Origin of the sequence: Pseudomonas sp. 3MA1 (assembly GCF_029237275.1) — a bacterium.
Lineage (GTDB): Bacteria > Pseudomonadota > Gammaproteobacteria > Pseudomonadales > Pseudomonadaceae > Aquipseudomonas > Aquipseudomonas fluorescens_AP.
This window is the reverse complement of the sequence record NZ_JAACFX010000017.1, coordinates 39141-64837: the sequence shown is the minus strand read 5'-3', so window position 1 is coordinate 64837 and position 25697 is coordinate 39141. Positions and strand designations below refer to the sequence as shown.

Sequence of the window (25697 nt, the reverse complement as noted above, 5' to 3'; positions counted from 1 at the left end):
TGAATCAAGCGGGTTGCGGCCGACTGGCGGCCGGCGTTTCGGGTTTGAGGGGCTTCCAGCCGCCCCAGGCGATCAACAGCGACAGCAGCTGGAAGACCACGATCAACGCCACGCAGCCCTGCCAGCCCCAGTGACTCCAGAGCAAGGCCGGGATCACGGCGCCGAAACTGCCTCCCAGGTAATAGAACGTCAGGTACAGCCCCACCGCGCCGGCCTTGTTGTGGCGAGCGGTGGCGGTGGTAAAGGAGTTGGCCGCGGCCTGGGCCAGGAACACCCCGGTGGAGCTCAGGGCAAGGCCCAGCACGATCAGCCCTAGCGAGGGCAACAGGGTCAGGGCCGAACCGCTGACCCCGAGCAGGGCCGCGGCGATCAGCAGCTCGGCCTGGGGCCGGGACTTGCTCAGGCGGCCGGCGATGGGGATCACCACCAGCGCCAGGAGGAATACGCTGTAGATCGCCCCCAGGGCGGCGGCGCCCAGGTCGAACGGCGGCAGGCTGAGGTACAGCCCGGCGTAGGTGAAGGTGGCCACTTGCGAGAACAGTACGCAAAAGCCCACGCCGTAAGCCGCCAGCAGCGGCCGGCTGCACAGTTCGCGCAGGGCGCCCAGGCGGCTCGGCCGGCTTCTGGCCACCGGCGGCGGATTGGCCGGCAGCAGCAAGTGAATGGCCAAGCCGATCAGCAGGCTCAGGCCCGCCAACAGGGCGAAGGCCTCGCGCCAGCCGACGTATTCGGTCATGAAGCCGGTGACAAAACGTCCGGCGAACCCGCCCAGCACGGTGCCGGCCACATACAGGCTGGTGACTTCGGTGACCGTGCCGCCACTCCAGCGATCACCGATGTAGGCCACGCTGGTGGCGAACACCACCGGAATCAGCATGCCTTCGATGAAGCGCCAGACCAGCAACTGGGCAAAGCTGCCGGCACAGGCCGCGAGCAACGCCGGCAGCGCCAGCAACAGCGACGCCAGGACAATCACCGAGCGCTGCTGGAAGCGACCGGTGAAACGACTGACGAAGGGCGCGGTGATGGCCACCGCCAGGGTGGTCACGGTGATGCTCCAGCCAGCGTCCCTGATGCTCACGGCAAAACTCTGGGAGAACTCCTGGAGAATGCCCTGGGTTGCATACAGGTTGAGAAAAGCCGCACAGCCACACAAAAACAGGGCAATGCGAGCACAATGCTGGCGCGCGTTCATGAAACCTCTCGTTTTCTGACGAAAGGCCTTTATAAAATACGCCGCCGATCCAAGACCAATACCGATTTACGACCGATCAATACCCAGGGAACCGGATGCTCGATCTACGCAGATTGCGTTACTTTTTGACCGTCGCCGAAGAGCTGCACTTTGGCCGCGCCGCCCTGCGCCTGCACCTTGCGCAGCCCCCGCTGACGCGGCAGATTTCGGCACTGGAAGCCGAGCTCGGGTTTCGCCTGTTCGATCGCACCAGCCGCACCGTCAGCCTTACCCCTCAGGGTCGGCACTTCCTGCCTTATGCCCGGGCGGTGCTGGAGCAGGTGGACCTGACCCAGGTCATGGCCGGCAAGCTGGCCAAGGGTTGCGCCGGACAGCTGGCCCTGGGCTACGCCAGCTCCATCGCCCTGTCGGACCTGTTCAGCCAGGCGATCCAGGCCTTCGCCCAGCGTTTCCCGGACGTGCAACTGACCCTAGTCGAAGGCGCGTCGGTCAGCCAGTGGTCGCAGATTGTCGACGGGCGGATCGATATCGGCATGGGCCGGATGCGGCCGCCCTGCGAGCAGAGCGAAATCCAGGCCCTGTCCCTGGGAGACGAACCCCTGGTGGCGGCCATCTCCAGCGACAGCCCCCTGGCCGCCCAGGATCAGGTGACCCTGGCCGAGCTCAGCGAGCATCCGTTGATTCTGTTTCCCGCCGACTACGGCTCGGGGCTCAACGAAGCGATCGAACAACTCTACCGGCGCAACAGCCTGCCCCTGCGCCCCGGCCCCAGTGGTCGGCAGATCACCTCGATCATCGCCCTGGTGGCGGCCGGCCAGGGCATTGCCCTGGTGCCGCGCTGCACCCAGACCCTGGCGAAAAAGGGCGTGACCTACCGCCCGCTGACGGACCCCGGCGCCACCGCGCAACTGCTGGTACTGACCCGCAGGCAGGGGCGCAGCCAACTGGTGGAAGCCTTTATGGGGGTGCTCGATGAACTGCTGCAGGCGCAGCCGGAGACGGCCGGACGCTAGTCCGGACGCGCCGAGCCCCGGGCGCCTCTTCAGCCTCTCGGCCGAATGACTGGTGCTGGGCGCCGGCCAATACGCCACAGGCCAGCGGGCCGCTAGCGGCTGCTGCGGGCAAGTCAGCCGGGCCGCGAGGCTTCACCGTCGAGTGTGCGAGCCAGGTCCAGGTGCATGGCCCAGAGTTCTCCGACCTCGATCATCGCGCGGTGGCTGTGCTGGACCGAGCCCTCCCGGGTCCAGAGAAACGGGTAGAAGGAAAAACACTGATCGGCACTCAGTGCCTGTACATCAAGGTGCCAGTCCTCCCAGCGAAGGTCCTGGTAGAAAACGGCCAACTGGTCGCTCAAGGCCCAGGCGAGAAAGTCGCTGTAGTCGATCTCCAACGGCTCCCACAGCAGCGTATCGGGCGCCCAGTAGTACATCACCCCCACATCAGAGCCCAGACCGCCACCGTTGATGGCAAAGAACCCTCCTGCGGCGTCATCAGCCACCAGCAAGGCCCCCTGGACGCGGCCGTCATTCCAATCGACAAGATTGCGCGACAAGTGCCGATGCCCCGACCCCAGCACCCGCAACCAGCCGTGGTCGATGAGCAACCCACCGGTTTCGTAAGCCATCGCTCCCAAGGTTGAGTGAGTCGTGACTTGCAGCGCGGACAGCAACCTGGCGTTGTCGCTGGATGGGGGCAGTAGCTGATAGTTGCGACGGGTTTCTTCCAGCAGGGTCATGATCAAAGGCAACGCCGAATCGCCGCTGTTTATCAGATCTTGCAAGCTTCTCATCGACCGTTCCCTGGAAAAAGGAACGGATTATATCCACCTGGTCGTCAGTGCGGAGCGGGTCATATCGATGGGGTCTCAGCGCATCACCAGCGTCCTGTGCCGCGCTGCCAGTTGTCTTGAGCCGGCAGCCATGGGGGGACTTTCTAGAGTGCCTTTCATCACTGCCGTAAAGTGCCTGAAACATTTTCAGGCGCTTTTGCAGCAGCCGCCGCGGGTTCTACGCCGACAGCCTCTGGAGATGTTGGTGATTGCACAGGCGCTTGCTCCTGCAACTGCCTGGCGCTCTTACGCTGCTCCTGGGCTTCAATCCAGTTAGGCACCGTCGCCATCATGATCTTGATGGCCTCAAACACAGCCATCCCGCCCACCCAGCGGACGAGTTGCTTGTCGACATCGTTAAACGCGAGTTTTTGCTGCTGGCGCTCTTGTTCCCTCACCTGCCGCAGATTCTCCCGATAGTCCTTGTAGTCATGCGCATAAGGCAACGTTGCCCATAGAACGTTTGCAGAAGGCCAACCCGCAATCACAAGCATCGAGGCGTAGGCGACAAACAATGGAATACGCCCACGAAAACGCAGGATCAACATTGAGATCGACATGAAGCACAAGCTATAGAGCTGGAACGGAACAAGGAGAATGGCTAGGGACTCCCAATTTTCCCAATGGCGCAAGACCCACAACGTCGTTAACACTGATCACTCTCCATCATTTACAGACCACGGAAATCCAGGGACTGCGGGGCTGGCTGTTCCACCCAGCAGCAAACGTCAGCACGCGTTTCACAGGGCACGTACTGGATTCTGAACTTTGCGCATAAACGGCCGATCATTCCTTTTGATCTCTTGCCAATGGGGCGCGGATCGTAGCGCATCTTCAAAGCAGGCATCAGCTGCTTCCTCACATCCATCACATCGACCTGGATGCGGGTCGGGATCAGCGGCTCGTCGTCCGGCTCTTCCTTGCGGGCCCGGTTGACGTACCTATCCCCGCACTCCTTGGTGGCCTGCTCATAAAGCTGGGCAGTCAGGGCCAGGTTGCGCATGCTCTCGGCCTTTTCGGCCATCCTGGCCGGGCCGCGGAGGCGAAATGCGCGGTTGGCGCCGTGTCCTCTCGAAAGCGCTTGCGGGCCTCCTCGAACAGCTGCTTCCACTTAGCCGAGAGCCCTTTCCCGGACATCTTCGTCGGGTCATGCGATTCAATCTGCTGGCGGGTGATGATGAAGGCCGGCACATCACCGAACCAATCACACATCTGTTGCCCCATCCGGGCCTTTTGCCATCCACCGACCCGAAACGCTACCTGCTCGGCCTGCCCCAGGACTATGCGGTCCTCGATGCCCACATGACACGGATGTCTGCATCCAGTAGGTGGGCGTGGTCTTCGTTGTGGATGCTGCCAGTGTCGGTAAGGATCTCGGCCTGAAGCCGTTCCCATACCTCTGGTGCTAGAGCCAGGCGGATAAGCGCTTACCAGTCCAGTCAGGTCCTGGGCGCAGACAGCACCCGAGAAGATGAAGACGGCCCAGGCCTTACGGCCGCCCAAGCCGTAGCGGTGCCGCCAGCTCGCGGCGAACGCGCCAACCAATCCCACGGTCAACCACGTATCAAGCCTGTCGAACAGGCGGTACAGAAACTCCGTTCTCCCGACTCCGTGGGCTTAATCAAAAAGGCTTTTTCCGGTTTGGGCGAAGCCCAAAGATTAAAATCACTAGATAGAAGACCCGGCACATGGCCGGGTCAGTGGCTACAGATAGCCTTTATGCAACCAGGTCCCAGGTAATGGCCAGAGATCCAGTCGCGGTAGTACCTGGGAGCCAGGAACCAGCGGTCACCCATAGCCCCATACCAGCAGGTACGAACAGTGGAGCCGGGAGGAGGACCTGGGAATGGCTGTTCGCGACAGCCGGACCATTGCCATTGAAAATGCAACGAGTACTAGCATCACCGGTAATGGTAGGCGCTGTCTCCGAGGCATACAGATTGACGTACCCACTGGTTGGATCGATGGAAGCTGTCTGAATGGTCAGACCGTTCACGTTCTCGGCTGGCGAGACGATCTGTACAACCCCCTTCGGGAACAAATTGCCGAAGTGTTTACCAATTTTTACTGCGCTCATTTTTAACACCTTTGAGTCGAATGATTGTTCACGGAGGATTCCGCTTTCATGTCGCTCAGAGGCGATGTGTTCGAAGCTCTTGGCTTTCAACAAGCAGGCCACTAAAGCCCGATACAGCTGAGCACCATCCTTTACTTGGTAATGAGCATGTCGATGGTGCTGGTGTCGCAGACGTAGTTGGCCTTCTTGTCGAGGACCACGTAGAGAGCAGAACCTTTGGTGACAGGCACTTTGCTGGCCGAAAAGACAGCACCGTTACCTCTGCCCAAGCTACCAGACTGAAGAACCGTGTCCCCCTGATTCAAAGACCAGGCAACGCCATCACCGCAACTACTGTGAATACTGCTTACTCGCCCGAGAATGTTGACCTCGCCCACCACAGGACTGGTCCAACGGATGACGGTCTGGCTGTTCTGGCCTGGGTGAAATGCCACGTCACCAGCTGCAATGGTAAAGCTGCCGTTTGCCGTGTAGGTGTAAGGTTTCAGGTGAACCGACACGTGTGCCCCAGATACTTGATCCATCCAGCATGTGGCCGGGAGGTTGTTACATGAGTCGGCTTTGAAGTACGGCAGTGGGACGTAGTTTTCGGCCTTGTTCACACCAGACGAGTTCTGCATAAACGACCAAGGAGAACCTTGTGGGGTACTCTCCTTTGCCAGAATTACATCCCTTGCCAAGTTCCAAGACATTGCTGTGTCAGCAAAGGCACTCATGCTGGCACCAAAAAGCGCCAACAAACCAAGCATGGAAACACTAATAGTCTTTTTCATTTGGATTGCCTATTGAGTCGAATGATTTGTCGCGGATGATTCCGCTTTCATGTCGCTCAAGGGCGATAGCTCGAGGCTCAAAGCCTTCACTCGGTCACATGCAGATCAGCACCTTCATCAAGCTGATACTCGCATCCTATGTGCTCGAGGAGTGGAATGACTATCTCAGCAAAATACTGTCTATTCAACCAGTATTTTGCGAGATACGTTTCATCCCTATAAATCTCATTCTTTCGATAAAATTCCCGGCGTCGACACCTCAGCGCATCGATCTCGCAACTCCAGTCTCGCGCCGCCCTGTAGCATTGATGGAGCAGAATGCGTGGGCTGCTGGTGTTGATTCGGTACGTCGTACTATCCGGCTATCAACGTCCAGGCATTCCCGGGGACTGTCCTGGCTACAGGTGAAATCGAAGCAATAAAAAACCGGCGCAGTGGCCGGGTTCAGGATTTTGTGTGCGTTTCGCGTTACTTGTGCACCGCGAGAAAAGTACGCGTAAAAGCCTGTCATATCAATATTATTATGCTGCCTTTTTGTCACTTCCCGCGCAGATCATCTGCCATACCGGTTTCTGATCCTGAATATCCACTTCCTTGATCAGTTCTGTCAGGACTCCCACAATCCCAGCCAATCACGCGTCCAGCTCTTCGGATCGATCGTGACCCCGAAGAACTCTTTCATCTCCGCGGCGACCCGGGCCGGCCCGCACTCCGCAGCGCCGTGAGCCTCCTCCTTGTAGAACTGAAGGGCCAGGGTTACCAAGTATTGGCCTTCACACGCTTGACCGATGTCAGGTCTGGCAACGCGACCTCGGCGGTGATCAGCAGCACTGCGCTCAGCAGGTCGCGCATGTTCATCGCTGGGTGGTACAGGTAATGCCCGAACTGCTGCACATGGAACGGCAGCGTGTCGATAGCGCGCAGAACCTTGCCGGTCGTGGCCAGTTGCGCAGCGCGCGCAGTGGACCAACCTATCAGCGTGCGCCGCGTCTCGCTGATGCTGATGCACTGCCCAGGTACAGCAAAACGCGCCGCCCCTCCCCTTTCTCACAACCCAGCGCCGGGAACTGCACCTCGCGCTTGCCTATACGGCCGCCAATCTTCACCGGTGCCGACTCCGCCTGCTCAATTGCCACAGTGCTGATCGAGGCGTTCGATTCGTGCTGAGCCTCTGTCCATATTCGCCTCGCACCTTGAACAGCTTGACCCGCACATCGGTGATCTGCCGATCACGCATATCGATGACGGAGCTCTGGCGCCGTTTGTGCGTGACCGCCAGAAGCCGACCAAGACGGCGCAGGGCAAGGTTAAGCCGGGGGTATCGAACAGGACGGTGAACATTGCCCTGCAACGAGTCGTCAGAATCTTGAACCTTTGCCATCGCAAGTGGCGGGATGCAGAAAAGCGGCCGTGGCTTGATAGCGTGCCGATGATATCGATGATGGAGGAAAAGAAGTCCAGCCGGAAACCTTACCCGCTGTCCTGGGAAGAGCAATCCATGCTGTTTGCCGAACTGCCGGATCACCTGTTGAGGATGGCCCTCTACAAGGTCAATACCGGATGCCGGGAACAGGTGGTTTGCAAGTTGCGCTGGGATTGGGAGATACGTGTGCCTGAGCTCAGTACCAGCGTGTTTCTGATACCAGCCGGGTTTGGTGGACGAAGCGCCAAGGCTGGAGTGAAGAACGGCGATGAACGCCTGGTGATTCTGAACAAAGTAGCGATGTCCATCATTGATGGTCAGCGCGGCCTACATAGGGAGCTGGTGTTCCCCTATGGACAGCCAGATCAATTCGGGCCCACAGCCATGCATCGGATGAATGATTCAGCATGGAAGAAAGCCAGAGTGCGCACAGCAGACAAGCGGGAGAAGGACCACCGGACACCCGCGCACCCCGGGTTCAGATCGATCAGGATTCACGACTTAAAGCACACCTTTGGCAGAAGGCTACGTGCAGCAAGCGTGACAGAAGAAGATCGGAAGGCATTGTTGGGACATAAGAACGGCAGCATTACGAGCCACTATTCTACCCCGGAGCTGCAGCAGCTGATTGAGGCAGCGAACAAAGTATCAGCGACCGATTCGCGAGGGCCGGCACTGACCATCTTGAGGAGGAAAACGGGTTGCCACCCCGCAAAAGTCCCTGTGCATGAAAAAGCCCAACCTGTGAAGATTGGGCTAAGTCATTGAAAAATATGGTCGGGACGGAGTGATTCGAACACTCGACCCCTAGCACCCCATGCTAGTGCGCTACCGGACTGCGCTACGCCCCGACTAGGCGTGAAACCTGTTTCACTTCTCAGGAAACGTTGATGAATATACCGCAAGCTTTTGAAAAGTGGAAGTATTTAAAACAGAGAATTACTTCTTGAGCACCACAAGCACATCTTCCAGCTCAGAAATCATCTGACGGATCAGTTGCTTGTACTGGGTGGTGTCGTCTTTGGCCTCATCACCGGAAAGGCGCAGACGTGCGCCACCGATGGTGAACCCCTGATCATAGAGCAACGCGCGGATCTGCCGGATCATCAGCACATCCTGGCGCTGATAATACCGGCGATTTCCGCGGCGCTTGACAGGGTTGAGCTGAGGAAACTCTTGCTCCCAATAACGCAGCACATGCGGCTTGACCGCACAGAGCTCACTGACCTCACCAATGGTGAAGTAGCGTTTACCCGGAATCACCGGGAGCTCGTCGTTATGACTTGGTTCCAGCATATGCCTCAACTCGGGCCTTCAACTTCTGCCCTGGACGAAAGGTGACCACACGGCGAGCCGTGATCGGGATTTCTTCACCCGTTTTCGGGTTGCGGCCAGGACGCTGGCGTTTATCCCGAAGGTCGAAGTTACCGAAACCAGACAATTTGACCTGTTCGTTATCTTCGAGAGCATGCCTGATTTCTTCAAAGAACAGCTCGACCAATTCCTTGGCCTCGCGTTTATTCAGGCCTAGCTCTTCGTAGAGACGTTCGGCCATTTCAGCTTTCGTCAGAGCCCCCATACGTCACTTCCTTAACGTGGCGTTCAACCTTTGTTCGAGCGAGGTGAGGATATTTTGCGTCGTGGAGTTCACCTCATCGTCATTAAGAGTGCGCGATGGATGCTGCCAGGTCAAGCCGACGGCAAGGCTTTTTCTATGCGGATCAATGCCTTTACCCTGGTACACGTCAAATAGCCTGAGGTCTGTCAGCCACTCACCTGCATTTTCACGGATTACGTCCAGAACAGCGCTTGCCGCAACATCACGATCGGCCAGCAACGCCAGATCTCGACGCACCTCTGGGAAGCGTGACAACTCATGGAACTTCGGCAAACGCCCCTGAGCCACTTCGCTCAGAACCAGTTCGAACACATAAACCGGACGATCTAGCCCTAGGGTCTTTGCCAACTCAGGGTGAATCGCTCCCAAATAGCCGATCTCGCGACCATCGCGCTCGATACGAGCAGTCTGGCCAGGATGCAGCGCAGGGTGCTTGCCCGGAACGAAAGTGAATGTATGCAGAGCCCCAGCAATCCCCAACACGGCCTCAACATCCGCCTTGACATCAAAGAAGTCCACGACATCGCGACCTTGCGCCCACCCTTCAGGCAAGCGACTGCCACAAACGACGCCCGCCAGCATTGGCTGCTGCTTCAACCCTTCCAACTGGCCGACGAAACGCAAGCCGCTTTCAAACAAGCGGACACGATCCTGTTGACGGTTCAGGTTGTGCTGAAGCGCCTTGACCAGCCCCGGCCACAAGGAAGAACGCATGGCTGCCATGTCGGCTGAAATAGGGTTGGCCAGCAGTAGCGGTTCGGCACCTGGACTGAACAGCTCAAAGAGTTTTGGATCGATGAAACTGTAAGTGATTGCTTCCTGATAGCCACGAGCGACCAACAGACGCCGCAATGCGGGCAGATCACCTTGCGCTTCCGCCTTGGCCTGAGGCGCCAGGCGAGCCTGCGGATAGCGAACCGGCAGACGGTTGTAACCATAGAGACGCGCCAACTCTTCGATCAAATCGACTTCAAGACTGATATCGAAACGATGGCTCGGCACTTCAACACGCCATTGCCCTGCTCCATCGGCAGTCACTGCCAGGCCCAGGCCGGTGAGCAGACGCTCGACTTCAGAGCCGTCCATTTCCATGCCCAACATCTGGGCAATGCGTTCAGCGCGCAACGTGACAGGCGCTACAGACGGCAAGTGCTGCTCACTGACTGTTTCAATGATTGGGCCAGCGTCACCGCCGGTGATCTCCAGCAACAAACCGGTCGCACGCTCCATAGCTTCGCGAGCCAGCTGCCAATCCACACCGCGCTCATAGCGATGGGACGCATCAGTGTGCAGGCCATAGGAACGGGCCTTACCGGCAACCGCGATCTGATCGAAGAACGCGCTTTCCAGGAATACATCACGCGTGTTGGCGGTGACGCCACTGTGTTCGCCACCCATCACACCGGCAATTGCCAGGGCACGGGTATGGTCAGCGATCACCAAGGTGTCGCTACGCAGTGTCACTTCCTGACCGTCGAGAAGAACCAGCTTCTCGCCCTCTTCCGCCATGCGCACACGAATGCCACCGTTAATCTCCGCGAGATCAAAGGCATGCAGCGGCTGACCCAGCTCGAGCATCACATAGTTGGTGATATCCACCGCTGCATCAATGCTGCGCACATCGGCGCGACGCAGGCGCTCGACCATCCACAGCGGGGTCGGCTTGGAAAGATCGACGTTACGAATGACCCGGCCCAGGTAGCGTGGACAGGCGGCTGGAGCCAGGACTTCCACAGAACGGACTTCGTCATGGGTGGCAGCCACTGCTTTAACTTCCGGACGCTGGACTTTCGCCGCGTAAAGCGCGCCGACCTCACGGGCCAAGCCGGCCAGAGACAGGCAATCACCACGGTTTGGCGTCAGATCGACCTCGATACTGGCATCGTCAAGATTCAGGTAGGCACGAATGTCGTCCCCCACCGGAGCATCAGCCGGCAACTCCATCAGACCATCATTGCCTTCGCCAATCTGCAGTTCTGCCTGCGAACACAACATTCCGTTGGACTCAACGCCACGCAGCTTGGCTTTCTTGATCTTGAAGTCGCCCGGCAGCTCGGCGCCAATCATCGCAAATGGGACCTTCAGACCCGGACGCACGTTGGGTGCGCCACAGACCACCTGGAAGGTTTCCGCGCCATTGCTGACCTGGCACACACGCAGCTTGTCGGCATCAGGGTGCTGCTCGGTGCTCAACACTTCGCCCACCACTACCCCACTGAAATCACCGGCGGCTGGCGTTACGCTGTCAACCTCAAGACCGGCCATCGACAGACGAGCAACCAACTCGTCGCGACTTACTTGCGGGCTAACCCAGCCACGCAACCATTGTTCACTGAATTTCATCCTGCTCTCCTAATAGATTCGTTACGGACGCGCGACTAGCGAAATTGCGCAAGGAACCGCAAGTCGTTGTCGAAGAACAGGCGCAAGTCATTGACACCGTAACGCAGCATGGCCAGGCGCTCAGCGCCCATGCCGAAGGCAAAGCCCTGGAACTCTTCCGGGTCGATCCCGGACATACGCAGCACGTTCGGGTGAACCATGCCGCAACCCATCACCTCCAGCCAGCCAGTCTGCTTGCAGACCCGGCAACCTTTACCGCTGCACATCACGCACTCCATATCAACTTCGGCGGAAGGCTCGGTGAACGGGAAGTAAGAGGGACGGAAACGCACGGCCAGTTCTTTTTCAAAGAACACCCGCAAGAACTCTTCAATGGTGCCTTTCAGGTCGGCGAAGTTGATATCGCGGTCGACCAGCAGGCCTTCGACCTGGTGGAACATTGGTGAGTGGGTGATATCGGAGTCGCTACGATACACACGGCCCGGGCAGACGATGCGAATCGGCGGCTGCTGCGATTCCATGGTGCGGACCTGTACCGGCGAGGTATGGGTGCGCAACAACATGTTTGCATTGAAATAGAAGGTGTCATGCATCGACCGGGCCGGGTGATGGCCAGGGATGTTGAGCGCCTCAAAGTTGTGATAGTCGTCTTCGACCTCAGGGCCTTCGGCAATGCCATAGCCGATATGGGTGAAGAACTGCTCGATACGTTCCAGGGTCCGCGTAATCGGGTGCAGACCACCAGAGGTCTGGCCACGGCCCGGCAGGGTTACGTCAATGCATTCGGCTGCGAGCTTGGCGCTGAGTTCCGCCTCCTCGAAAGCGGCTTTGCGCGCATTGAGAACCTCTGTCACACGCTCCTTGGCCACGTTGATCAGCGCACCGACTTGCGGGCGCTCTTCGGCCGGGAGATTGCCCAGGGTCTTCATCACCTGAGTCAGCTCGCCCTTCTTGCCAAGGAAGTGAACCCGGATCTGTTCCAGGGCATTGATGTCTTCAGCGTGTTGCACGGCCTCAAGTGCTTGAGAAACCAGCGCATCCAGGTTTTCCATGTACAGACTCCAGATACAAAATAGGGGAAGAGCTTGAAGGCTCTTCCCCTATTTATGACGTTTAACACCAGAGCCCACGATAGGTGAGCCCGGATGACTGTCGGGGGTACTTAAGCCAAGGTGGCTTTAGCTTTCTCGACAATCGCAGCAAACGCCGCTTTTTCGTTCACTGCCAGATCAGCCAGAACCTTACGGTCGATCTCGATGGACGCCTTTTTCAGGCCAGCGATCAAACGGCTGTAAGACAGACCGTTGGTACGAGCACCAGCGTTGATACGAGCGATCCACAGAGCGCGGAACTGACGTTTTTTCTGACGACGGTCGCGGTAGGCGTATTGGCCTGCCTTGATTACCGCTTGCTTGGCAACACGGAATACGCGCGAGCGTGCGCCGTAGTAGCCTTTAGCAAGTTTCAGAATTTTTTTGTGACGTTTACGGGCAATGACGCCACGCTTTACACGAGCCATGAGTTACTTCCTCTATTCTTGATCCAAAAATTAACGAAGGCGCAGCATGCGCTCGACTTTTGCCACGTCAGACGGATGCAGCAAGCTGCTACCGCGCAGTTGACGCTTACGCTTGGTCGACATTTTGGTCAGGATGTGGCTCTTGAAAGCGTGCTTGTGCTTGATACCGTTAGCAGTTTTCAGAAACCGCTTAGCAGCACCACTTTTGGTTTTCATCTTTGGCATGTTCGGATACTCCGCATTCAGTTGATAAACATAATCAGAAGGCCTGCCGTGCCCTGTTGATTACTTCTTCTTTTTCGGGGCGATGACCATGATCAGCTGGCGTCCTTCCATCTTAGGATGCTGTTCGACCGAACCGTACTCTTGCAGGTCAGCTTCAACCCGCTTGAGGAGTTCCATCCCCAGCTCCTGGTGGGCCATCTCACGGCCGCGGAATCGCAAGGATACCTTGGCCCTGTCCCCGTCACTCAGGAAACGTACCAGGTTGCGCAGTTTTACCTGGTAATCCCCTTCCTCCGTCCCTGGACGAAACTTGATTTCTTTAACCTGAATCTGCTTCTGGTTCTTCTTCGCAGCGGCAATCTGCTTCTTCTTCTCGAAGATCGATTTGCCGTAATCCATCACCCGGCAAACAGGCGGGACTGCGTCGGCGGAAATTTCCACCAGATCCAGCTTGGCTTCTTCAGCTATACGAAGCGCTTCATCAATCGAGACGATGCCAATCTGCTCGCCGTCAGCGCCAATTAACCGAACCTCGCGTGCCGAGATATTCTCGTTGATCGGGGCTTTCGGTGCAGCTCGTTTATCTTGTCTCATATCACGCTTAATAATAATTACTCCGAATCTTGGCGACCACGCCGGGAAACCGCTTGTGCGAGGAACGCCGAGAATTGGTCCACAGGCATCGAGCCCAGGTCTTCACCTTCACGGGTACGCACAGCGACAGTCTGCATCTCGACCTCCCGATCTCCAATAACCAAGAGATAGGGAACCTTGAGCAAAGTATGCTCGCGGATTTTAAAGCCGATCTTTTCATTTCTCAAGTCGGACTTGGCACGAAATCCGCTTTGATTGAGTGTTTTTTCCACTTCGAGGGCAAAATCTGCCTGTTTATCAGTGATATTCATCACCACGGCCTGAGTCGGAGCCAACCACGCGGGGAATGCACCCTCGTAATGCTCGATCAGAATCCCGACAAACCGCTCAAAGGAACCGAGGATAGCCCGGTGCAACATCACCGGATGCTTGCGGCTATTGTCTTCGGAAACGTATTCAGCGCCCAAACGAATAGGCAGGTTGAAGTCAAGCTGCAAGGTGCCGCACTGCCAGACACGCCCCAGGCAATCCTTCAACGAAAATTCGATCTTCGGACCGTAGAACGCCCCCTCACCCGGCTGCAGATCGTACGGCAACCCGGCACTGTCCAAAGCGGCAGCCAAAGCATTTTCCGCGCGATCCCACAAATCATCGGAACCCACGCGCTTTTCAGGGCGAGTGGAAAGCTTCATCTCGATGTCTTTAAAGCCGAAGTCGGCATAGACATCCATGGTCAGCTTGATGAAAGCAGCAGACTCGGCCTGCATCTGATCTTCGGTACAGAATATGTGTGCATCGTCCTGAGTGAAGCCCCGCACGCGCATGATGCCGTGCAACGCACCTGACGGCTCGTTACGGTGGCAAGCTCCGAATTCGGCCAGGCGCATCGGCAGTTCGCGGTAGCTCTTGAGCCCCTGGTTGAACACCTGTACGTGGCACGGGCAGTTCATTGGCTTGATCGCGTAGTCGCGGCTTTCCGACTCGGTGGTGAACATGTTCTCGGAATAGTTGGCCCAGTGCCCGGACTTCTCCCAAAGACTGCGATCGACCACTTGTGGCGTCTTGATTTCCAGGTAACCGTTTTCGCGCTGCACCTTGCGCATGTACTGCTCAAGCACTTGGTACAGGGTCCAGCCATTGGGGTGCCAGAATACCATGCCCGGCGCTTCTTCCTGGGTATGGAACAGGCCCAGACGCTTGCCGATCTTGCGATGATCGCGCTTCTCGGCCTCTTCGATACGCTGGATATAGGCGGCGAGCTGCTTCTTATCCGCCCAGGCAGTACCGTAGACCCGCTGCAACTGCTCGTTCTTGGCATCACCACGCCAGTAGGCGCCCGAAAGCTTGGTCAGCTTGAAGGACTTCAGGAATCGCGTATTCGGCACGTGCGGACCGCGGCACATGTCGACATATTCTTCGTGATAGTAGAGGCCCATTGCCTGTTCATTCGGCATGTCCTCCACCAGGCGCAATTTGTAGTCTTCGCCGCGGGACTTGAACACTTCGATGACTTCAGCTCGCGGCGTAACCTTCTTGATCACGTCGTAGTCTTTCTCGATCAACTGCTGCATGCGCTGCTCAATGGCAGCCATGTCTTCAGGAGTGAAAGGCCGTTCGTAAGCGATGTCGTAATAGAAGCCTTCATCGATGACCGGGCCGATGACCATCTTGGCACTCGGATACAGCTGCTTGACGGCATGCCCCACCAAGTGAGCGCAAGAGTGGCGAATGATCTCCAGCCCCTCTTCGTCCTTTGGCGTGATGATTTGCAGGGTTGCATCGCCGTCGATCACATCACAGGCGTCGACGAGCTTGCCGTTGACCTTGCCGGCCAAGGTGGCCTTGGCCAGGCCGGCGCCAATGGATGCGGCGACCTCGGCTACGGAAACCGGGTGATCGAATGAACGTTGACTGCCGTCGGGAAGAGTAATAGTGGGCATGGCGCCTCCTCTCCTAGTGGTGACCCCTACCAAAGGTCACGTGGGTTGGGATGAGCCAGTACGCGATTCAGTCCAGCCGTTCTATAACAAACGCCTGCCTCACAGTGGCAAGAGCCTTGCGGCCAACCAGGAAACCGAACCAGAGTGACTGGGGTTCACATCAAAAATTAATGAGGCATAGACTGCGAGGGAAGTGAGATACCCAAAGCTTGAAAACACCCAAGCCGGGCATGCTAGCACAGATAATTCCCAGCATCGCGCAGCATATTTCACGCCATCCACTTTCCTGCCTTTTGTTGGAAGAAAGTGAACTTGCGATGTACGCCGAGCCTCGAATACATCGAGAATCGTCGTCCTAGTCATCGACCTCAGGAGAACCCGTCCCATGCGCCTCACCCAACTGCTCGCCCTCGCCGCCCCGCTTGCCCTGCTTCTGCCGTTGAGCGCACAGGCTGCCTGGCCTGCCGGAACTCGCGCCGACTACATGAAGGACTGCACCGCCGCAGCTAGCCAAAACATCGATGCCAAAAGTGCAGAGAAGCACTGCGCCTGCGGGGCAGACAAGCTGAATGAAAAATTCACCACCGAGGAAATCAAGGAGCTGATGAGCAAAACCAAACAACCCAGCGCAGAACTCAGAACCCGAGCACTGGATGCCATCGCCGCTTGCCGAGTGGTCAAATAACTAGCCCGCGCCGGAAATAGGCCGTGTCCAGGCTATTAAACGAGCTTGAAACGCGGCTTTTTTCACAATTTACAAAGCTTTTACGGGTTTTTTTATCACCATTTGTTTTCCGCAAAAGCCGCTTAAACCGCGGCCTGCAGCCAACTCGGAGAGCAAAATACAGCGGCACACCAGGCAAAGAACTCCTACGGGGGGCTCCCAAGTCGAACATTTCGACTATGATAGCTCGGTGTGCCCAGTTGGCCTGAGCAGCACAGTACTACTGAAAATATATGTTTCTTGGAGATACACCATGTCTAATCGCCAAACCGGCACCGTAAAATGGTTCAACGATGAAAAAGGCTTCGGCTTCATCACTCCTCAAGGTGGCGGTGACGACCTGTTCGTACACTTCAAAGCTATTGAAAGCGACGGTTTCAAGAGCCTGAAAGAAGGCCAAACCGTTTCCTTCGTGGCTGAGAAAGGCCAAAAGGGTATGCAAGCTGCACAAGTTCGTCCTGAGTAATTTCTCAGCGAGCTAAAAAAACCCCGTACATGTGACGGGGTTTTTTGAGGGCGGGTGAAAACCTACTCAGCCGCAATTGACCCGAGTCACCACCAGGCCGGCATCCGTGTTGAGGTTCAAGCGGTCGGAGCGGTATTCCAGGGTGATCATGTCGTTAGGCTTGAGGAAGCGCGCATAATGCGCCCCAGAACGACTGCGAGCCTGCTCCAGCAGCTCTGGAGAAGCTTTCTTACCGATGGCGAATTCGGCAGCCGATGCTTCACAACGCGTGTGCCCGGACTCAGAGGCCACGGGTTCCTTTGTCGACCCGGCGGTGCTGCAGCCACTGAGGACGACGGCGGCCAACAAGGTTCCGAATGAAGCGAGCTTCCAAGGCATGAAGCCTCCTTTTCAAAATTAAGCAGAGATCGTGCGACAGTCGATTTTGCGTTTGGTTTCAAAAACACATGGCCTTTTGCCCTGCCCCACGGCTGGCGGACAAGTCTGCCTCAGCCATCGCCCCACTTTCACAGGACAATCGTCACTGAATATGAACGGCATTCAATAGATGTCGATATAGTCAAACGCCGGCTTCGGCCAGTTCTGCTTGAGTGCATTGAAGATCTGCATCACCCACACCTCATCGCTGGCCGCCACGTTGCCGACGTAACCGGACCCCGCCGCCCAGGTTTCCAGGCGAAACAACAGGCCCTCGATCTCGGCACCGCCCACTACCCCCGAAGAGATGTAAGCCATTCCGCCCTTGGTGACACGCAACTGGGTATGCACGCTGTCACTGGCCGAAGCCAGAAGCTGACGCACCGCCTCCAGGGTCAGGGCATCAGGCTGGTTCAAATCGATTTGCACGATGGCTTCCTTGAGCGCAGGAAAAGCGCAAGTGTCGCACAGCACCTGCCTGATGCCTAAGTCGCAGTGCCAAACGCCCGGCAACATGGTTAACTCTGCGCCGTAGCAAACACCTGCCCAGGCCCTGGCCTGAGGCCCGCCTTATCCGAATTCGTGAGACCTTCATGGCTACCGTGAGTATTGACGCCGACATCAAAGCCAAATGGCCCCAGGGGCAGTGCTCCTACAGCCCAGGAAGCCCGGAAGAGTTGGCAATCATTGGCATCGACCTGCTGGTCAAGGAACTGGGAACCCAGTCCGCCCGGGCCTTCATCGAGCAGGTATTGGAGAAGTACCCGACCGACCACCTGGGCGCCCAGGACCCGGAACGGGAATAGAACCCCGCAGACAGGAAGCCTGCGGGGGCACGGCTTACTTGAGTCGGGCCAGACGCTCGGTGAGCAAATCGAAGAAGCCCTGAGCATCGCCATTCTCAACCCAGAACACGTTCTTTTCCTGCTTCAGGCCGTCGTACCAATCGACGATGGTCTGACCAAAAGTCGGCCCTTCACGACTGTCGATGACCATGTTGGCCTGGCGCCCGGTGAACAGCTCGGGCTTAAGCAGATAAGCAATCACCGTCGCGTCATGCACCGGACCACCAGGAATCCCGTAGTGCTCCATGTCACCCTTGACGTACTCGTTGAGGATATCCCCCACCACTTTGCTGGCATGGTTGTTCAAGGCCGCGATCTTCTGCAGCCGAGCATCACTGGTCAGCACTTTGTGAGTCACATCCAAGGGCAAGTAGGTCAACTTGACGCCGCTCTTGAGCACCACTTCCGCGGCCTGGGGGTCGGCGAACAGGTTGAACTCGGCCACCGGCGTGATGTTGCCGCCATTGAAATGCGCACCGCCCATGACCACCACTTCCTTGATGCCCTGGGTGATATCCGGAGCCTGGACCAGCGCCAGCGCCAGGTTGGTCTGCGGACCGAGCATGGCGATGGTGATGCTGTGGGGCTTGGCTGCGCGCAGGGTGTCGATCAGGTAGTTGACCGCATTGCCCTGGGCCAGAGGCGCCTTGGGCTCATGCACGGTCACCCCGGAGATACCCTCCTTGCCGTGGATATTCTCGGCGTAGATCGGCGTGCGCAACAGTGGCTTGGGCGCCCCCGCATAGACCGGCACCTCCTCACGCCCCGCCCACTCACGAGCCAGCCGGGCATTGCGCGAGGTCTTGTCCAGGCGCACGTTGCCCGCCACCGTGGTCAAGGCACGGATGTGCAGCTCTTCGGGCGAAGCCAGAGCGAACAGCAGGGCCACCACATCGTCGGCCCCCGGATCGGTATCGATGATCAGATCGATTTTTTCCGCCGCCTGAGCGCCGGTAGCAGTGAGCAGAGACAAAAGCAGCAGACTCCGGAACCAGTGATTGAATAGCTGAGCATAGCGGTGCATGGCGCACTCCTTGTGCAGGGTATGAAAAGGCCTAGAAGGTCACCCCGGCAACCAGGGCGATGTTGCAATAGGGCTGGCACTCTCCGGTGCGGACCACCGCCCGGGCCTGTCGACAGAGCACCTTGAAATCCTCGTGACTGAGCAGTTTGCGCACCCCCAGCTGGCAACTGAGGCTCAGCTCATCGAGCCCCGACAGAGGCTGCGGCCGCTTGAGCAGAATCTCCTCGGCCAGCACATGGCTCTCCACCTGCATCTCACTGAGCAGCACCTTCAACGTGCCGAGAAAATCGGGAACACCGTGGGTCAGGGCCAGGTCGATCAACTCGACGCCCGCAGGCACCGGCAAACCGGCATCACCGATGACCACGATGTCGCCGTGCCCCAGGGAGGCGATCAAGCGTGACAGGGCAATGTTGAGCAAGGGGGTCTTTTTCATGAGGGAACAAACGCCTGAACGTCGGACAGCGTGGGAATGGAAGGTTGTGCGCCAGCCCGGGTCACCGACAACGCCGCGGCGGACTGACCAAAGCGGATCGCTTCGACCTCGCTCTTGCCGGCAGCCAGCGCCGCGGCAAAACCACCGACAAAGGTGTCCCCCGCCGCCGTGGTGTCGACGGCCTTGACCTTGGGTGCCGGGAAATACTCGCAGCTGCGGCCATCGGCAAACAGCAAGCCTTGCGCGCCCAAGGTAATGATGACTTTGCCGGCGCCGGCGGCGATCAAGCGCCCGGCCGCCGCCTCGGCGCTCTCCAGGGAGTCCACGGTCACGCCACTGAGCGCCGAAGCCTCGCTTTCATTGGGAATCAGGTAATCGATCGAGCCATACCACTGGCCCGGAAGCGGCGCGCTGGCCGGCGCCGGATTGAGAATCACTGTCTTGCCCAGCTCGCGCCCGCGCTTGAGGGTGTAGCCCACCGTCGCCATGGGCACTTCCAACTGACAGATGATCACCTCGGCCTCCTGCAGCACCCGATCGAATCCTGCGACCTTCTCGGGACTGAGCAGACCATTGCCGCCAGCGACAATGACAATGGCGTTCTGGCTGCTGTCATCCACTACGATCAGGGCCACGCCGCTGGAGCCCTCGACCACGCTGACGGCCTGGCAATCGATCTGCTCGGCGAGCAAGGCGCCACGCAATTGCTCGCCATAGGCGTCATCGCCGACACAGCCAACCATCGACACCTGCGCCCCGAGCCGGGCCGCAGCCACCGCCTGATTGGCTCCCTTGCCACCGGACACCGTGGCGAAGGACTTGCCAATCAGCGTCTCGCCCCCACGGGGCAGGCGCTCGGCCCGGGTGACCAGGTCCATATTGAGGCTTCCCACTACCACTACTTTTGCTGGCATACATCGATACTCAATCATTTGGGTTCAGCGGTATTCGGCAAAGGCGCCGCCCAGCGGCGCCGTCGATTCCCGCAAGACAATATTCGGCGTCACGATGCGCTGGTCGACCGGCAACTCCCGCGAGGCGATCCGACGCAGCAGCAACTCTGCCGCAGTCTCGCCCAACTGCAGGATCGACTGGCCGACCGTGGTCAGCGCCGGGTACACATAACGACTCATGAGAATGTCGTCGAAGCCAATCACCGAGAGCTGGCCGGGCACGCGGATATTGCGCTCCGCGGCCGCCCGCAGCACGCCGATGCCCATCATGTCATTGCCGGCGAAGATCGCGCTGGGCCGGTTCGGGCCATCGAGCAACTGCGCCGCCGCCAGATACCCCCCGGTGCTGCTGAAATCACTTTCCAGAAGGCGCGAAGCCGGCACTGCAACCCCCGCTTCGCGCAACGCCTGATGAAAGCCCGCCAGACGCAACTGCGCCACGCTGGTCTGGGCCGGACCACCAATGCAGGCTATGTCACGATGCCCCAGCTCCAGCAGGTGCCGGGTCGCCAGGTAGGCACCGTATTGGTGGTCGATGCGCACCAGATCGGCATCCACTCCATCCAGCCCGCGGTCGACGATCACCATCGGTGTGCGCACCCCGGCCAGGCCCTGGGCCAGGCCGCTGTCGCCTCCAGCGGAGGTCACGATCAAGCCGTCGATGCGTTTTTCCAGCAACACCCGCAAGTAGTTGCGCTGCTTCTCCGGGTTGTCGTCGGAGTTGCAGAGAATCACGCAGTAACCGTTGCGCTCGCAGTAGTCCTCGATCCCGCGCGCCAGCTCGGCGAAGTACGGGTTGAGGCTGTTGGGCACCAACAGGCCGATGGTCGCCGTGGTCTTGGCCTTGAGGGAGCGGGCCACCGCACTGGGCACGTAGTCCAGGTGCTTGATCGCCGCCTCGACTTTGACCCGCACCTCCTCACTGACCGGGCGCGTCTTGTTCAGTACATGGGACACCGTGGTGTAGGAAATCCCCGCCAGCGCCGCCACATCCTTGATTGTTGCCATGAATCAAACCCGCCGATTGGCGCGCTGGCTGCGATAGGTGTCCAGCACCACGGCAATCACGATGACCGCACCGGTGATGATGCGCTTGGTCGGTTCGGATGCGCCGATTTGCGCCAGGCCCGCAGCCAGCACGGAGATAATCAAGACGCCGAAGAAGGTGCTGATCACCGAGCCGCGTCCGCCCATCAGGCTGGTGCCGCCAATCACCACCGCGGCGATGACCTGCAACTCCAGACCGGAGCCCGCATTCGGATCCGCCGCTTCCAGGCGAGAAATCTGAAACAGTGCCGCGATGCCCGCCAACAATCCCATCAGGCTGAACACCAGGATCTTGTAGGGCTTGGGGTTGATCCCCGCCAGCCGCACTGCCTCTTCGTTGGTACCGATGCCGATCAGGTAGCGGCCGAACACGGTGCGCGTCAGCACCGCCTGGGCCAGAAAGATAATCAGCAGGGCAATGATAAACGACGGCGAAATGCCGAAGGCTATCGGATTCGACAGCCAGGCAAAGGCGTCACCGATGTAGGCGGTGCGCGAGCCGGTCATCTGGTAAGCCACGCCCCGGGCCATTTCCAGCACACCCAGGGAAACGATGAACGACGGAATGCGCCAGGCCACGGTGATCGAGCCGGTGATGGTTCCCGCCAGCGCCGCACACGCCATGCCCAGCAACGCCGCAGGCAGCACGCTCCAGCCCCAGCCGAGGATCGCCACACTGACCGTCGAGGCGGCCAGGGCCAGCACCGAGCCGACGGACAAATCGATGCCGCCGATGATCAGCACAAAGGTCATGCCCACCGCCAGCACCATCAGGTCGGGTATCTGGTTGGCCAGGGTGCTGAACGTGTCATAGGAAAGGAAGTGGCTGCTGAGCAGGGAGAACAGAACGATCATCCCCAACAAGGCCCCCGCCAGCCCCAGGTAAGTGCCGAGGCCGTAGTAATGGCCGCCTCGCTTGCCGCTTGCAGGTGCAGTATTCATGGTGCGTTCCTGGGCGCCGCTTCATCGAGCAGCGCATCTGGTTTCTGATAGCCGGCAAAAGCGGCGGCAAGCAATTCGTCCTGGGTCCAGCTGTCGCGCTCGAAGGTGTCGATCAGGCGCCCGGCAGACAGCACGCCGATGCGGTCGCAGATCAGCATCAACTCGCGCAAGTCGCTGGACACCACCACCAGCGCCTTGCCCTGGCGGGTCAACTGGCCCAGCAGCGCGTAGATATCGAACTTGGCCCCGACATCGATGCCGCGAGTCGGCTCATCGAACAGCAGCACCGAACAGTCGCGCTCCAGCCAGCGGCCGATCACCACCTTCTGCTGGTTGCCACCGGACAATTCACTGACCCATTGCGCCGGGCTGGAACTGCGGATGCGCATGGCGTCGATCTGCCGTTGAGCCAGTTGCTCCTCGCCCTGGCCATTGACCAGGCCGCGGCGGGAAATCGCCGGCATGTTGCCCAGGGCGATGTTGGCGCTGATCGACTGGGTCAGCAGCAGGCCTTCGCCCTTGCGATCCTCGGTGATCAGGGCAATGCCGTTGGCCACCGCATCCACCGGCGAGCGAATGCTCACTGGCCGCGCCGGCGTACCCAGGGCAATGCTGCCGCTGTCGGCAAGGTCGGCGCCGAAGATCAGCCGCAGCAGCTCGGTACGCCCTGCCCCGATCAGCCCGGAAATCCCGAAGATCTCGCCACTGCGCACCGCAAACGACACATCGCGGACCTTGTCCGAACGGCAAAGGTTGCTCACGGTCAGCGCCGGAGCGCCGATCTTGCGTTCGCCCAGATCGATAAGCTCGCCCAGCTCGCGCCCCACCATCAGGTTCACCAGCTGCTCGCTGTTGTAGTTGGCCATGGGCTCGACACAAACCAGACAACCGTCACGCAATACGGCAATGCGCTGGGCGACCCGGGCCAGCTCTTCCAGGCGATGGGAGATGTAGATGATGGATACGCCCCGAGCCTGCAGGCGGGTGATCTGCTCGAACAGCATCTCCACTTCGCGAGCGGTGAGCATGGCCGTGGGCTCATCAAGAATCAGCACATGGCAATCGCCGATCAGGTTGCGCGCAATCTCCACCATTTGCTGGTGACCGATGCCCAACTCACCCACCAGGGTGTCGGGATCGATGGCGTCCAGGCCGACCTGGGCCATGGCCTCGATCGCCGCCTTGCGCAGCTGCTTGCGGCTAATCCAGCCACCGTTGCTGGGCAGGTTGTCGAGAAACAGGTTTTCGGCCACCGACAGGGTCGGCAGCAGGTTGAGCTCCTGCATGACCATGCGGATCCCCAGGTCCTCGGCCTGGGTGCGGCTAGCGGGGCGGTAGTCCTGCCCGTTGAACTGCATGTGCCCGGTGGTGGGGCTGACCAGACCGCCGATGATCTTCGACAGGGTGCTCTTGCCGGCGCCGTTTTCTCCGGTCAGGGCCAGCACCTCCCCGCGCAGCAGCGTCAGGTCGATGCCGGTCAATACCGGTTGTGCATAGGTCTTGCCGATACCACTGACCGAAAGGACAGCGTTCGCAGCGGAAACAGACATAGGAAACTCTCCATGCGCTCACCCTGGCGGGTGAGCGCCGTTGTGCCGTCGCAACGACTACTTGGTGACCAGCTCAACCGGAGTTTCGATCACGCCATTGGCACCGCTGTCGACCTTCTCGCCCTTGAGGATCTTCAGCGCCGTCTCGATACCGAACACCGCCTGCTTGGCGGCGAACTGATCGGCAGTGGCCAGGACCCGGCCATCCTTGAGCATTGGCTTGATGGCGTTGATGTTGTCGTAGCCCACCACCTGGACCTTGCCCGCCTTGCCGGCGGCACGGACAGCGGACACCGCCCCTACCGCCATGCTGTCGTTGCCGGCCAGCAATGCCTTGAGGTTCGGGTACTCGCTGAGCATGGCCGAGGCGACGCGGTTACCGGCGTCGATCTCCCAGTCGCCCGATTGCAGCGACACCACCTTGATCTGCGCGGCCTCCATTGCGTCCTTGAAGCCGGCGGTGCGCTGTTGCGCGTTGGTGGTGGTGGAAACCCCTTCGATGATCCCGACTTCATCCCCGGCCTTGAGTTGCTTGGCCAGGTACTCGCCCACCAGGCGTGCGCCCTTGCGGTTGTCGGGCCCGACGAAAGGCACGCTGATGTTCTTGCTCTTCAACACAGCGGGATCGAGCTGGTTATCGATGTTGATCACCGTGATTCCGGCATCCACCGCTTTCTTGATCACCGGCACCATGGCCTTGGAGTCGGCAGGGGCAATCACCAGGGCGTTGACCTTGGAGACGATCATCTGCTCGACGATGCGGATCTGGTTGGCGGTATCGGTTTCGTCCTTGATGCCGTTGGACACCAGGTCGAAATCGCCGGAGTGCTCTTTCTGATAGGCCTTGGCCCCGTCCTCCATGGTCAGGAAGAACTCGTTGGCCAGGGATTTCATGACCAGGGCGACCTTGGGTTTCTGCGGGGTGTCGGCCAGAGCCGAAGAGAGAGGAAGGGCAGCGGATGCAGCGGCCAGAACGGCGACAGCGAGTAGACGTCCAGCAAAGGGCAGCTTCATGGGTTCACTCCGATCTTATGATTATTGTGAGCAGCGTTCGCACCGCGGGGCCGCCAGGTTTCCAGTGACACCGGCCGGGGCCGTGCCTCGGAAAGATAGACGATCATCGTTTCCCGAGCCTCGCGCAAACGTTTGCGTAAAACGAACTATGCGAACCTCGCCAGAGTTTGTCAACGCTGTTCAAAGTGCAATCAGAGAGCGTGGGCAGCCATCCGCAACCGGCCACGTGGAGAAAAACCTGCCCGGAAAATGCTCCCGGGCAGGCTGACGATTCAGGCGGTGGTGTTCACCAGGCCACCGGAGGAAGACTCCTTGGCCAACTCCCGGACCAGGTTGCCCGAGACTTCCGCCAGCGCGCCGTTGGTATCGGCGACCTGCCCTTGAATGGCCATGACTGCGGTCTGCTTGGCCTCGGGGGATGGGTAGTTGGCGGCCTGGGCGGCAGCCAGTTGCTGTTGCAGCTCGCGAAGTTGCTGCTGCAGCTCCTGCATGCGCTTGAGCAGCATCTTGACCACGATGCTGTGGTTGTCTTCGCTTGAGCCTTCGCTTTCAGACTGTTCGGCCTGCTTGCTGGAACCGACCCGCAAAGTGCCTGACTCGTCGGTGCCCAGCGCGCTAGACGCCTGCTCGGCGGTGGCGTTGCTCAATGCATCGATGGTTGCGGGCGACTTGCCATTGATCAGAATGGCTCCTGCCCCTGGAAATCCGACTGAAAGTGACATGGGAACTCCTGGTGAAAAATCC

Annotated in this window: 26 protein-coding genes, 1 tRNA gene and 3 pseudogenes; 5 read left to right on the top strand and 25 right to left on the bottom strand. The window is 59.1% G+C overall.

All coding sequences use genetic code 11. The annotated features are described in order from the left end of the window. Window positions 1–4: 4 nt before the first annotated feature. On the bottom strand, window positions 5–1195 hold the full coding sequence (locus tag GWQ44_RS29330) for an MFS transporter (RefSeq protein ID WP_016967699.1): 1191 nt from the start codon (window positions 1193–1195) through the stop codon (window positions 5–7). A 95-nt stretch (window positions 1196–1290) separates the two neighbouring features. Between GWQ44_RS29330 and GWQ44_RS29325 the strand changes: the two genes are divergently transcribed. Further along, entirely contained in the window at window positions 1291–2208 is a 918-nt protein-coding gene (locus GWQ44_RS29325) for a LysR family transcriptional regulator (RefSeq protein ID WP_103740597.1), read from the top strand. A 113-nt stretch (window positions 2209–2321) separates the two neighbouring features. Here GWQ44_RS29325 and GWQ44_RS29320 read toward each other — a convergent pair whose 3' ends face one another. The 5 genes and pseudogenes from GWQ44_RS29320 to GWQ44_RS29300 form a co-directional block, all read right to left on the bottom strand. After that, window positions 2322–2984, bottom strand: a complete 663-nt coding sequence (locus GWQ44_RS29320; RefSeq protein ID WP_275928927.1) for a DUF2625 family protein — start codon at window positions 2982–2984, stop codon at window positions 2322–2324. A gap of 158 nt (window positions 2985–3142) precedes the next feature. Beyond that, window positions 3143–3676, bottom strand: a complete 534-nt coding sequence (locus GWQ44_RS29315) for a hypothetical protein (RefSeq protein ID WP_275928926.1) — start codon at window positions 3674–3676, stop codon at window positions 3143–3145. Window positions 3677–3876: 200 nt separating this feature from the next. Beyond that, window positions 3877–4199 (bottom strand): annotated as a pseudogene (locus GWQ44_RS29310) (DUF2280 domain-containing protein); the annotation flags it as partial. 1032 nt (window positions 4200–5231) lie between these two features. Continuing rightward, window positions 5232–5873 carry a hypothetical protein gene (locus GWQ44_RS29305; protein WP_275928925.1) on the bottom strand — a complete coding sequence of 214 codons (642 nt, stop codon included), beginning with the start codon at window positions 5871–5873 and terminating at the stop codon, window positions 5232–5234. Window positions 5874–6394: 521 nt separating this feature from the next. Then, window positions 6395–7054: pseudogene (locus tag GWQ44_RS29300) on the bottom strand (hypothetical protein). On the opposite strand from GWQ44_RS29300, the pseudogene GWQ44_RS29295 reads away from it, so the two are divergent. Continuing rightward, window positions 7033–7998: pseudogene (locus GWQ44_RS29295) on the top strand (tyrosine-type recombinase/integrase); the annotation flags it as partial. The pseudogenes GWQ44_RS29300 and GWQ44_RS29295 overlap by 22 nt on opposite strands. Window positions 7999–8070: 72 nt before the next feature. On the opposite strand, the gene GWQ44_RS29290 reads toward GWQ44_RS29295, so the two are convergent. From GWQ44_RS29290 to thrS, 9 genes are all read right to left on the bottom strand, one after another. After that, window positions 8071–8147: transfer RNA gene (locus tag GWQ44_RS29290), tRNA-Pro, on the bottom strand. 88 nt (window positions 8148–8235) lie between these two features. Beyond that, window positions 8236–8592 (bottom strand): MerR family transcriptional regulator, encoded by a 357-nt coding sequence (locus GWQ44_RS29285; RefSeq protein ID WP_007920509.1) that lies wholly within the window; start codon window positions 8590–8592, stop codon window positions 8236–8238. Then, a complete protein-coding gene (ihfA, locus tag GWQ44_RS29280) occupies window positions 8573–8875 on the bottom strand; it encodes an integration host factor subunit alpha (RefSeq protein WP_002553164.1) in 303 nt (100 codons plus the stop codon). The genes GWQ44_RS29285 and ihfA overlap by 20 nt, the downstream gene beginning before the upstream one ends. A 3-nt stretch (window positions 8876–8878) precedes the next feature. After that, on the bottom strand, window positions 8879–11257 hold the full coding sequence (pheT, locus tag GWQ44_RS29275) for a phenylalanine--tRNA ligase subunit beta (protein WP_275928924.1): 2379 nt from the start codon (window positions 11255–11257) through the stop codon (window positions 8879–8881). A gap of 35 nt (window positions 11258–11292) precedes the next feature. Then, window positions 11293–12309: a phenylalanine--tRNA ligase subunit alpha gene (gene pheS / locus GWQ44_RS29270; RefSeq protein WP_011060419.1), complete on the bottom strand. Its 1017-nt coding sequence runs from the start codon at window positions 12307–12309 to the stop codon at window positions 11293–11295. 110 nt (window positions 12310–12419) lie between these two features. Further along, window positions 12420–12776: a 50S ribosomal protein L20 gene (gene rplT, locus GWQ44_RS29265; RefSeq protein WP_016963673.1), complete on the bottom strand. Its 357-nt coding sequence runs from the start codon at window positions 12774–12776 to the stop codon at window positions 12420–12422. Between the two features lie 30 nt (window positions 12777–12806). Next, complete coding sequence (rpmI, locus tag GWQ44_RS29260; protein ID WP_002553160.1) at window positions 12807–13001, bottom strand: 50S ribosomal protein L35; 195 nt, start codon at window positions 12999–13001, stop codon at window positions 12807–12809. A gap of 60 nt (window positions 13002–13061) precedes the next feature. Continuing rightward, the gene (gene infC / locus GWQ44_RS29255) at window positions 13062–13613 is read right to left on the bottom strand and encodes a translation initiation factor IF-3 (RefSeq protein ID WP_169893379.1); all 552 of its coding nucleotides are present in this window, start codon (window positions 13611–13613) and stop codon (window positions 13062–13064) included. Continuing rightward, on the bottom strand, window positions 13613–15535 hold the full coding sequence (gene thrS, locus GWQ44_RS29250) for a threonine--tRNA ligase (RefSeq protein ID WP_016963674.1): 1923 nt from the start codon (window positions 15533–15535) through the stop codon (window positions 13613–13615). The genes infC and thrS overlap by 1 nt, the downstream gene beginning before the upstream one ends. Window positions 15536–15920: 385 nt before the next feature. On the opposite strand from thrS, the gene GWQ44_RS29245 reads away from it, so the two are divergent. Then, a complete protein-coding gene (locus GWQ44_RS29245) occupies window positions 15921–16220 on the top strand; it encodes a hypothetical protein (RefSeq protein WP_047303147.1) in 300 nt (99 codons plus the stop codon). A 292-nt stretch (window positions 16221–16512) separates the two neighbouring features. Beyond that, the gene (locus GWQ44_RS29240) at window positions 16513–16725 is read left to right on the top strand and encodes a cold-shock protein (RefSeq protein ID WP_003179963.1); all 213 of its coding nucleotides are present in this window, start codon (window positions 16513–16515) and stop codon (window positions 16723–16725) included. Between the two features lie 66 nt (window positions 16726–16791). On the opposite strand, the gene GWQ44_RS29235 is transcribed toward GWQ44_RS29240, so the two are convergent. Then, on the bottom strand, window positions 16792–17103 hold the full coding sequence (locus tag GWQ44_RS29235; protein WP_275928923.1) for an I78 family peptidase inhibitor: 312 nt from the start codon (window positions 17101–17103) through the stop codon (window positions 16792–16794). 162 nt (window positions 17104–17265) lie between these two features. Continuing rightward, complete coding sequence (locus GWQ44_RS29230) at window positions 17266–17571, bottom strand: hypothetical protein (protein ID WP_042940719.1); 306 nt, start codon at window positions 17569–17571, stop codon at window positions 17266–17268. 164 nt (window positions 17572–17735) lie between these two features. On the opposite strand from GWQ44_RS29230, the gene GWQ44_RS29225 reads away from it, so the two are divergent. Further along, complete coding sequence (locus GWQ44_RS29225) at window positions 17736–17948, top strand: hypothetical protein (protein ID WP_016963678.1); 213 nt, start codon at window positions 17736–17738, stop codon at window positions 17946–17948. A gap of 34 nt (window positions 17949–17982) precedes the next feature. Here GWQ44_RS29225 and GWQ44_RS29220 read toward each other — a convergent pair whose 3' ends face one another. The 8 genes from GWQ44_RS29220 to GWQ44_RS29185 all read right to left on the bottom strand — a co-directional run bounded on the left by GWQ44_RS29220 (window position 17983) and on the right by GWQ44_RS29185 (window position 25675). Continuing rightward, window positions 17983–19011, bottom strand: coding sequence for a nucleoside hydrolase (locus tag GWQ44_RS29220; protein ID WP_047303143.1), 1029 nt, complete (start codon window positions 19009–19011; stop codon window positions 17983–17985). 31 nt (window positions 19012–19042) lie between these two features. Further along, window positions 19043–19447, bottom strand: a complete 405-nt coding sequence (gene rbsD, locus GWQ44_RS29215) for a D-ribose pyranase (protein ID WP_275928922.1) — start codon at window positions 19445–19447, stop codon at window positions 19043–19045. Further along, on the bottom strand, window positions 19444–20361 hold the full coding sequence (gene rbsK, locus GWQ44_RS29210; RefSeq protein ID WP_275928921.1) for a ribokinase: 918 nt from the start codon (window positions 20359–20361) through the stop codon (window positions 19444–19446). Before rbsK ends, rbsD begins: the two co-directional genes overlap by 4 nt. A 24-nt stretch (window positions 20362–20385) precedes the next feature. After that, the gene (locus GWQ44_RS29205; RefSeq protein WP_047303139.1) at window positions 20386–21408 is read right to left on the bottom strand and encodes a LacI family DNA-binding transcriptional regulator; all 1023 of its coding nucleotides are present in this window, start codon (window positions 21406–21408) and stop codon (window positions 20386–20388) included. Between the two features lie 3 nt (window positions 21409–21411). Further along, window positions 21412–22389: an ABC transporter permease gene (locus tag GWQ44_RS29200; protein WP_199011587.1), complete on the bottom strand. Its 978-nt coding sequence runs from the start codon at window positions 22387–22389 to the stop codon at window positions 21412–21414. Beyond that, window positions 22386–23939 (bottom strand): sugar ABC transporter ATP-binding protein, encoded by a 1554-nt coding sequence (locus GWQ44_RS29195; RefSeq protein ID WP_275928920.1) that lies wholly within the window; start codon window positions 23937–23939, stop codon window positions 22386–22388. The genes GWQ44_RS29200 and GWQ44_RS29195 overlap by 4 nt, the downstream gene beginning before the upstream one ends. Before the next feature lie 57 nt (window positions 23940–23996). Next, the gene (locus GWQ44_RS29190) at window positions 23997–24953 is read right to left on the bottom strand and encodes a sugar ABC transporter substrate-binding protein (protein WP_275928919.1); all 957 of its coding nucleotides are present in this window, start codon (window positions 24951–24953) and stop codon (window positions 23997–23999) included. A gap of 272 nt (window positions 24954–25225) precedes the next feature. Beyond that, window positions 25226–25675, bottom strand: coding sequence for a hypothetical protein (locus tag GWQ44_RS29185; RefSeq protein WP_199011590.1), 450 nt, complete (start codon window positions 25673–25675; stop codon window positions 25226–25228). Window positions 25676–25697: the final 22 nt, after the last annotated feature.